Annotated in this window: 9 protein-coding genes and 1 pseudogene; 3 read left to right on the plus strand and 7 right to left on the minus strand. The window is 61.8% G+C overall.

Going from position 1 to position 8,659, the window contains the following annotated elements:
- Nucleotides 1–974: 974 nt before the first annotated feature.
- Nucleotides 975–1,178 (minus strand): hypothetical protein, encoded by a 204-nt coding sequence (locus E3T55_RS00005; protein ID WP_134517551.1) that lies wholly within the window; start codon nt 1,176–1,178, stop codon nt 975–977.
- Nucleotides 1,179–1,570: 392 nt separating this feature from the next.
- Here E3T55_RS00005 and E3T55_RS00010 point away from each other — a divergent pair.
- Nucleotides 1,571–1,981: pseudogene (locus E3T55_RS00010) on the plus strand (transposase); the annotation flags it as partial.
- A 692-nt stretch (nt 1,982–2,673) separates the two neighbouring features.
- On the opposite strand, the gene istB reads toward E3T55_RS00010, so the two are convergent.
- From istB to E3T55_RS00035, 5 genes are all read right to left on the minus strand, one after another.
- Complete coding sequence (gene istB, locus E3T55_RS00020) at nt 2,674–3,438, minus strand: IS21-like element helper ATPase IstB (RefSeq protein ID WP_134517553.1); 765 nt, start codon at nt 3,436–3,438, stop codon at nt 2,674–2,676.
- Nucleotides 3,435–4,037, minus strand: coding sequence for a Mu transposase domain-containing protein (locus E3T55_RS20630; protein WP_241992755.1), 603 nt, complete (start codon nt 4,035–4,037; stop codon nt 3,435–3,437). Before E3T55_RS20630 ends, istB begins: the two co-directional genes overlap by 4 nt.
- Nucleotides 4,037–4,672: a hypothetical protein gene (locus tag E3T55_RS20635; protein WP_241992756.1), complete on the minus strand. Its 636-nt coding sequence runs from the start codon at nt 4,670–4,672 to the stop codon at nt 4,037–4,039. Before E3T55_RS20635 ends, E3T55_RS20630 begins: the two co-directional genes overlap by 1 nt.
- Before the next feature lie 364 nt (nt 4,673–5,036).
- Complete coding sequence (locus E3T55_RS21110; RefSeq protein WP_158594773.1) at nt 5,037–5,429, minus strand: helix-turn-helix domain-containing protein; 393 nt, start codon at nt 5,427–5,429, stop codon at nt 5,037–5,039.
- Between the two features lie 240 nt (nt 5,430–5,669).
- A complete protein-coding gene (locus E3T55_RS00035) occupies nt 5,670–6,059 on the minus strand; it encodes an ArsR/SmtB family transcription factor (RefSeq protein WP_134517554.1) in 390 nt (129 codons plus the stop codon).
- Between the two features lie 132 nt (nt 6,060–6,191).
- Between E3T55_RS00035 and E3T55_RS00040 the strand changes: the two genes are divergently transcribed.
- Nucleotides 6,192–7,388, plus strand: coding sequence for an MFS transporter (locus E3T55_RS00040; protein WP_198418475.1), 1,197 nt, complete (start codon nt 6,192–6,194; stop codon nt 7,386–7,388).
- Nucleotides 7,385–7,930: an NAD(P)H-dependent oxidoreductase gene (locus E3T55_RS00045; RefSeq protein WP_134517556.1), complete on the plus strand. Its 546-nt coding sequence runs from the start codon at nt 7,385–7,387 to the stop codon at nt 7,928–7,930. Before E3T55_RS00040 ends, E3T55_RS00045 begins: the two co-directional genes overlap by 4 nt.
- A gap of 80 nt (nt 7,931–8,010) precedes the next feature.
- Here E3T55_RS00045 and E3T55_RS00050 read toward each other — a convergent pair whose 3' ends face one another.
- Nucleotides 8,011–8,502 (minus strand): IS3 family transposase, encoded by a 492-nt coding sequence (locus tag E3T55_RS00050; RefSeq protein WP_338145112.1) that lies wholly within the window; start codon nt 8,500–8,502, stop codon nt 8,011–8,013.
- Nucleotides 8,503–8,659 lie beyond the last annotated feature (157 nt).

The raw sequence follows: 8,659 nt of genomic DNA on the forward strand, positions 1-8,659 counted from the left end.
GGCATGGATCAACAAACCAGCCGAGAAACCAGTTGAGGTTGAAGGGCTAAAACTAGCCGCCTAAACTCCCACTGGCCTCATTCACCTTGACAAATTCCGTTCGGCGGACAACTCGAGCTGCCGGACAAGACAATCGCCAGCCGCCCGTCGACGACTGTTGCGTAGCCCGCAAAAGGGTCGACCAGACCACTCGGCAGAGGTGTCGGCGCGCCAGGATATGCGGTTGTTGCAGCGCCTGCCGGAGTTACTTTCGACGGCTCAGTCGTACACCCACACATGCCGACTGCTACGGCAATCGCGATCGCGATCAGCGCCGGTCGATTCGGACTCATGGTCACATTCTATGGGCGAAGACTAGCCCCACACGGAGACGGTAGGCGATCGTTACGGGGGCTCGACCGCGCTTCGAGTTTTGCAAGTTAGCGCTCCAAGCACGTCCTCTGGCTCCCTCCCGGCTCGCCCCGCAGGGGTTAGGCTTACGGGCTGAGTCGGGCCCTTCCATTTTATGAAGTCAGCGCGATGAACGTGCGGACGTATGACATTCCTACCCGCCGTTGTTCGCGTGCGATTGAATTGGTGTAGTCAGGCACGACTGCTTGGGTTGCCTTGTTCGACATTCAGGGCGTAACAGCGAATGCCTTCGACTACGTTCGTGTATCAGTACACGAACAGTATTGTGCTGTTGGGCGTGGACGATGGATCATGAGTGCATGAAGCAGAAATGCACTGCTGGTCGGTTGATCGGAGCGATCGCTGTCGCGATACTTCTGGCTGGATGTCAGCAGACCGGGCCCGAAAATGGGAAGGGTATAGGCGATCCAGATGTTGTCCAGTCTGGAGAGACCGCGACCTGGCGAATTAGTAATCCCACTAATCTGGGTAGGGACAGCACTATTATTGAGGTCGTCGTTACCCGACTCGGCTGCTCCTCCGGTGTTACCGGCGCGACCCTAACTCCTGTCGTGACGTACAAGTCAGAACAAATCACGATCCGGATTGACGTTGAACCTTTCGGCGGCGGCGCGGCTGATTGCCCAGGGAATGATGCCGTCCCTGTAACCGTCCAACTCGACCAACCACTCGGGGAACGCACACTGCTCGACGGCGGATGCCAACGCATCGATGCCGCCGATACCGCCGCTTGCGAATCCGATCTGCGTTGGCCAGCGTGACGCCAATCAAGCACGGCGGTTCAATCATGTAGCAATACGCCCCGTAACCTCGGATCATCGAATTCTTGTGGATCACAGACCTAACGCTGCGCCAACAGAAGCAGTTTCACGTCCACCACAAAGATTTGGCGTCCCGTTAGACGTTCCCCATATGGCCACGGTGAGTCTGTCGTGGGCGGAAGCAGTCGGACGTCCTCCGGCCAGACCTGCTGGGAAACCAGAGGCCGTCCTATCCTGCCGAGCCCGTGTTCCGAACTGCCCGGTGGCCGACGAATCCCGCAACGATGAGGCAGATGCCGCAGACCGCAGTAAAGTACGGGGCGAGTCGGCTCGGGTCGGGTCGAAAAAAATGAGCAGCACGTCGGCAACTACAAGGAGAATGCCGACGATGCCGATCGTCATCATCGGGCAAGACGACACGGCACCGGCTCTCCCGCGGTGGCGACCGCGCCGCGAACTCCGCGATTCACCGCATCGTTCTCGTGCGCATGGCGAGGGACCAACGCACCCAGGATTACGTCGTCAAACGCACCAGCGAGGGCAAAGGCAAGAAGGAGATCATGCGCTGCCTCAAGCGCTACGTCGCCCGCGAAATATACCGCGTCCTGCAAAACCCACGGCCCGACCTGCTAACCAACGACCTGCGTCCACGGCGCCTCGCATTGCACCTCACCCAGACCGCAGTAGCACTCGAGCTGAGCGTCTGGCCCAAAGCCATCTCGCGCATTGAACGCGGCGCCACCCAAGATCGAGTCCTTTCTAAGCGCTACCGCACATGGCTCAGCGAGCAACCGAACGTCAGCGCTTGACAACAATAGGAGCATCAAGTTCCGCCTCGCTGTATCCCTGGCCAGAGGCCCACTGAACGGACCCGATCATCAACGATCCTTCATGGTTGTGTTCTTAGCTGGCGGATTGGCGAACTTGCCGGTCATCGAGCGGCTGGGTCAAACTGACTCTGGTCGTTGTGGTCAGGGCGATTGCCTGGCAGTCGGTACTGCCGGGGAGTGCACCTTCTGTCAGGTCGAGAGTGACATCTTTCGTGGCCTCCGTGACAGTTGCATGAATGCCGGTACATGATGCTGGTCCCGCTAGGAAGGTGACCTCAATGGTGGTTGGCGTCACCTCGCGCCATGAATCCCAGACCAGCACGCTCGGCGATATCAGGTCGTCGCGTGACGTCATGGTCTGGGGTGTGGCACTGCCGCTTTGAGGCGGGTGTGTGGCGGTGGACCCCGCACCTGGAGACGATCCAGAGCCTGAGCAGCCCGCAAGAGCAACGGTGATCATCATGACTCCAGCCATCATCCTTACTCGCGTGATCCACCGCTTGGGCATTACCAGTCTCCGTTGGTTGCATCGTTCATCGTCTTCACATCATCGTTGAAATAGGGGGCCCAGTTTTGGCCAGTTGTGCTGTTCCATGTCGACGTCTGTTGACGCCGACCCAAAACAGGGCCAATAGTGCCGTTTGAAAACAGGACCACTATCGATGTTCCTACTATGCCGTATCGGCGGTGGGCTGGTGGCTCTTCATCCGATAACTGGCGCCCTTGAGGCTGAGAACGTCGGCGTGGTGCACGATCCGGTCGATCATCGCGGCGGCAACGGTCTGGTCACCGAAGACCTCGCCCCAACGGCCGAAGGTTAAATTGCTGGTCAAGATCAGGGACGCATGTTCATAGCGGCTTGCGACGAGCTGGAAGAACAGGTTCGCGGCGTCCTGATCGAACGGGATGTAGCCCACCTCGTCAACGATCAAAACGCTGTAGCGCCGGAGCTTCGTGAGCTCGCCGGCGAGCTTGCCGCGGGAGTGCGCTTCCTGCAGTCGGGCGACCCAGCCGGTGGCGGTGTCAAAGAGCACGCGGTGGCCGTGGTTGGCCGCCTGAACGCCCAGCGCGACGGCGAGGTGGGTCTTGCCGGTGCCGGGCGGGCCGAGGAGGGCGACGTTCTTCGCTTCGTCGACGAAGGTGCTCGTGCCCAGGTGCGCGATCAGGGTGCGGTCGGCGCTGGGCTGGGCGTCGAAGTTGAAGTCCTCGAGGGTCTTGTGCCCCGGGAACCGGGCTGCCTTGATGCGCAGGGCCGCGCCGGACGCTTCTCGCTCCGAGACCTCGCGGGAAAGGACCGCGGCGAGGTATTCCTCGTACGACCAGCCCGCCGAGCGGGCCTGGTCACCGAGGCGGCGGAAGGCGTCACCGATCCGCGGCGCCCGAAGCGCCCGGGCGTAGTGCTCGATCTCCGCCGCCGCGCTGCTGCTGCTCCTCATGAGAACACGTCCATGTCGGTCAGGTCCGGGCTCATATCTACCCCAAAGAGGGTGTCGTAGGACGCGAGGTTGGCCGTCTCGACGAACGCGACTTTCGAGAGAGGTCGGTCCTGTCGTTTGACGCTTTGGAACTGTCGTCGCAGCACGTCAGCCTCGGCGACGTGGTTCGGGTCCGTCACGGTCAGTGCGCGCGCCCATTCTCGTTCGTGCGAGGTGACGTTCACCCCATTGTGGGTGACGTTGATGGTGTCCAGGCTCGCCGTCACGTCCACGAGCCGGCCAATCATCGCCGGCGCGACGGAGTAGTCGTTGGAGAGCACTCGGACGTAGTAGTCCCGCGGCAGACGCACGGTGTTGCGAAAGAGCACGTCCGGCGCCACCGGCGACAAGGGCCGCATGGCGGCGCGGTCCCGCTCGATCAGGTCCATCGGCCGTGCGCGTCGCGACCGGGAATGACGGGCGTTGGCGCGCGGCAGCCAGTCGGTCAGCTGGTCGTTGAAGTCCATCGGCGAGGCGAACTGCCGGCCGGGCATGAACGAGGATCGGAAGAACTTGTTGCGCCGCTCCACCATGCCCTTGGACTCCGGATCACGCGCCATCAGCAGATGAATCTCAGTGCCAAGGGTCCCTGCGAACGCGGCAGCAGGTGCGTGAGTTTGCCCTTGCCGATGCCGGTCTCGTTGTCCCAGACCAGCCGCTGCGGGACGACGCCGGCTGTCTGCAGTAAGGACCGCATCCCGCCGAGCAGGCCGGGAGTTGAGCGGGATGGCAGCATCTGGGCTTGGAAGAATCCGGAGAACGTCGAGGTCATCACCAGCACGGGCGGCATGCCCTCCTGGTCATGCCCCAGCGGTAGGGGCTCGTGCGGGAACCACAGGTCGCACTGGACCTGCTTGCCCGGCTCGTGCACGAGACGATCCGCCGGGTCCGGCGGCACGTACTCCGGCCGGATCGCGGCGACTTTGTCGCGGAACATCGACGCCGACCCCGACCAGCCGACACGCTCAGCAAGCACCGACGCGGGCATCGTCGGCGTCGTGGCCAACAACACCCGAACCTGCGCGGCATACGCGTCGAAACTCGACCCTGTCCCGGCGCGGTGGTACTTCGGCAGCCGGTCCGCTTCCAACGCCCGATCCACCGTTCCCCGCGACACCCCGACACCCCGACGACTCTGCCGATCTCCCGCTTCGAATGCTGCCCCGTTGAAAACAGCTGGCGTATCCTCGCCCAATCGTCCATATTGATCACCCTCCATAGTGGCTGGTGGCCCTACTTTCAAACGGCGATACTGGCCGTGTTTTCGGTCGGCGTTAACAGCCCGCTGGCCGACGGGCTTACGGGCACTTGCCTGAAACTGAATCAGGCCACCAAAACCCGTGCTCGGAAACCATCAGCTCGGAACCAACGGGGGGAATCGATCCCGGTTGTGTCCGTAGCATGAAGCCTGCTCTTCACAGCGTCTGATCTCGACGGACCCATCCGATCGAAGCGATTGGAAAGCTCCTGTTGCAATGACCGCGTGAAACCGCCCCATTGATCTGAGGCGAATACAGGGACTGGTAGATGCTTTCGTGCAGGACGTGCAGGACGTGCATCTAGGGCTGCCCGGGATAATCGAGGCGCAATTGGTGGCTGATCTGACGCGGGCTCCACTGCTCCAGCAGGAGTTTCTGAATCGCGTCCCGCAACAGAGTGCTCCCCGCTATCTTCCCCAGGCGCGGCCGTTTCCGTGCAGCATCGGCCAAGGCTTGGGCAGCGTGCGGTGCATAACGTTTCAGGCGTGGGGACCGATTTCGGATCACCTCACGGCTGACCGTCGACGGACTTCTCCCCAATCCGGCCGCGATCTGACGCAGGCTCTCGCCGGCTTGCAGTGCATCAGCGATATGGATCCGCTCTGGTTCGGATAGGTATCGCGACGAAATCGTCGGTGGCGTCTTTAGCGAGATCGGCGCGTAGGTCTTCGCGCGTCCTTGCGCGTTCGTCACTGTCCGCCGTGCCACCATCGCATGCCTGTACGCCGGTTGATGTTAAGTGTTCGGCGCGCCTCGGCGTTGCTGATTCCTTGCCTCATCAGCTGAGCATATTTGTTGCGTGTCTTGACCATCGGCAGTGCGCCGGTGCCCTTTTGCCGCTTTCTTGGACTATCTAGCATCGCTTCTCCTGAACGTCAGGTGTTGCGACGTTGGCTAAAAACCGCTGTTCGCCAGAGGCTCCTCGGCAGGCCTCTACGCCGACGGTGTGGGCTCCCAGGCCAGGACCAGATCAACGAGCCCGGGGAATCGCTCATTGAGGTCACCCAGTCGAACCCGGCTGCGCCGCTCCAACCCGTATTGCCGTTGAGTGAGAACCCCTGCCTCGCGCAGTGCTTTGAAGTGATGCGTCAGTGTCGATTTAGGACGATCGAACCCGAACCAGCCACAGGTGTGGTCGAACTCATCGGATGAGGTCAACAACCGCTGGACGATCGTGATCCGCAACGGCTCGGACAGGACAGCGAAGACCCTGTCGAGCCGGATTTCATCGGAGGTCGGCTCAGGAAGACCCGGCGGTCGTTCCCGTTCAGTGGGCGGGGTGACGTACGTCGGGGCAAGAAGATCCAGTGCATGAGGAGACATTGTTGTTCGACTTTTCTCGTACTGGGCGATAAGTTCGTCTTTATGCGAACTAGTACGAGTTTAGTCGGACAAGCCTTGGATGGCGAACGCACCAGCACCGCACCGAGACCATTCGGCAGGCCCAGTCGCGGTTTGGGCTGGTCCATCGCCGCAGCTGCAACGGTGACGGCGGTGTTCCTGCTTTCTAACTCGGCAACCCCCCTGTACGGACATTGGCAGGCCGAATGGGGGTTCGAGTCAGGCCTACTGACAATCATCTTCGCGACGTACATCGTCGGCCTGGTCGCAGCATTGATCATCGCCGGACGCCTGGCAGACCGGTTCGGTCGCAAGGTGGTTCTTGTTCCGGGCTTGGCAGCGGCGGTGATCGCGTCGGTATTGTTTCTTGCTGCACAAGATGTGATGTGGCTGCTGGTCGCCCGGCTACTCGCCGGCGTCGCCGTCGGCACGGCCGTAACCGCAGGTATGGCCGCGGTGGTCGACCTCGCACCCGAACACCGCAAACGCACTAGTTCGCTCATCGCTTCTGTCTCGATGGTTTTCGGCGCCGGTCTCGGACCACTCCTGGCCGGCGGCCTCGCCGTGGCAGGATCACCCTCTACCCAACAACTCGTGTTCACCGTCGTATTGTGTGTCGAAGTCGCCGCGCTCCTCGTGGCGATCGTGCTTCCGCTGAAACGACCCGTCACACAGAACAAAGTTCGTCTGCTGGCTTGGCCATCGGCTCCGCGGGAAAACCGCCGCGAACTCCGATGGGGCATCGGCGCGTTTGCGCCGGGCATCACCGCCACATCCTTCGTGCTCTCCCTCGGCCCGACCGTGCTCGGCCACGTTGGCGCGCCAGGTGCCTTCGTGACCGGAGTGGTCGCCTGCGCCATGTTCCTGGTGGCCACCGGTATTCAGTTCGCGCTCGCCCACCTGACCACTCGCGCTCACCTCGCACTGAGCTCGACCACCGCAATAGCTGCGATGATCTTCATGGTCCTGGCCGTCACAGTCGTACCGTTTGCTGCCGCCGCGATCATCGCAGCGCTCCTCGCTGGTGCCGCGCAAGGTCTCGGGCAACTCGCAGGCCTGTCGCTGATTGCCACGCACATCACCCCAGGAAAACGTGCAGAGTCCAACGCGGCCTTGAACATTGGGGGCTACATCCCTGCAAGCATCGCCTCAGTCCTGGTGGGATACGCAGCTGACGCGTTCGGTCTCTCCATCTCAGTCACCCTCTTTGCCTCAACCCTGACAGCCGCTGCGATAGTCGCACTCATCGCAACCGGCGTCAGCGTAAAGCGACACACTGCCGAGTCCGTCACCGAAGGAGAATCAGCATGACCCGCCCCCTCGTTATCGTCGCCCATCCTGACCTACCGTCCTCTCGCATCAACCAAGCGTGGCTCAAAGCCCTGAGGAGCAGCGACGATACCGGCGTTCACATCCTTGGCGACGCCATCTCAAATTCACCGATGTGCGTAACCACTGAGCACGAGAGGTTGTCCGCGCACGACCGGATCATCCTGCAGTTTCCCATGCACTGGTACAGCGCACCGGCACTGCTCCACGCGTGGCTCGACGCAGTGCTTGAGCGCGGCTGGGCCTACGGACCCGGGGGACGCGCATTGGAAGGCAAGGAACTCGGCATCGCCGTTTCCACTTGGTCCAGCGCTGAGGACTACTCCAAGCTCGGCCGGTACCACCGCACTCTCGACGAGCTCACCTCAGCCTTTGAGGTCACCGCAATCCGTGTCGGCATGACCTACCTCGGCGGCCACTTCCTCACTGGGGTCGGTCACATCACCGACGAACAGCTCACGGTCGACGCGCGTGAGTACGTCGCCTGGACCGTCCAGGCGACCGGAGCCTCTCCGCCCGCCTGACAAAGTCAGGCCGCTCCCTGCAACCGCCGCTTTTGCGGCTATGCGAGATACTGGCCTTGCCCCCGGTTAGTGGACACGGGTTAAGCGGCGAGTTGAACTTCCGCGGTCTCTGACGAGTATTGCAGTTCGAAGGCGACGGGGCTGACATCTCCGATCGAGGAGTGCCGACGCCGACGGTTGTATCGGTCCTCGATCCAGGCTCCGACTCCCCGCGTGGCGCGGTCCCGGGTGGGCCAAACGCGGCGGTAATAGAACTCAGTTTTCAGCGTCGCGAAGAAGCTTTCCGCCATTGCGTTGTCCCAGCAAATACCGGTCAATCCCATCGAGCGTGTGATGCCATTCTTGATCGCGAATGCGGTGATCTGGGCCGAGGCATATTGGGTGCCTCTGTCGCTGTGAAAGATAACTTGCGCCGGCCTGTCCTCGCGCAGCGTCATGGCCATCACGAGGGCATCCTCGATCAGATCGGTCCGCATGTGATCGGCGATGGCCCAGCCGATGACCCGGCGGCTGTGTGCGTCGATCACAGTCGCCAGATAGACCCAGCCCTCCCAGGTCCTCAGGTAGGTGATGTCCTATGCCGACGTTGGGGCTATGCCGATGGTTGTTGTAATGGTGCTGGTCAGATGAGATTTTCGGGGTTGATATGTCGGCATAGTTATAGGGCTGTGAGCCAGGCGAGGATGCCCGGTTCGGGATGGTAGTTGCCGGGAGTGACGCCGGGCGGCC

The sequence above is a fragment of the Cryobacterium frigoriphilum genome (assembly GCF_004403305.1).
Lineage (GTDB): Bacteria > Actinomycetota > Actinomycetes > Actinomycetales > Microbacteriaceae > Cryobacterium > Cryobacterium frigoriphilum.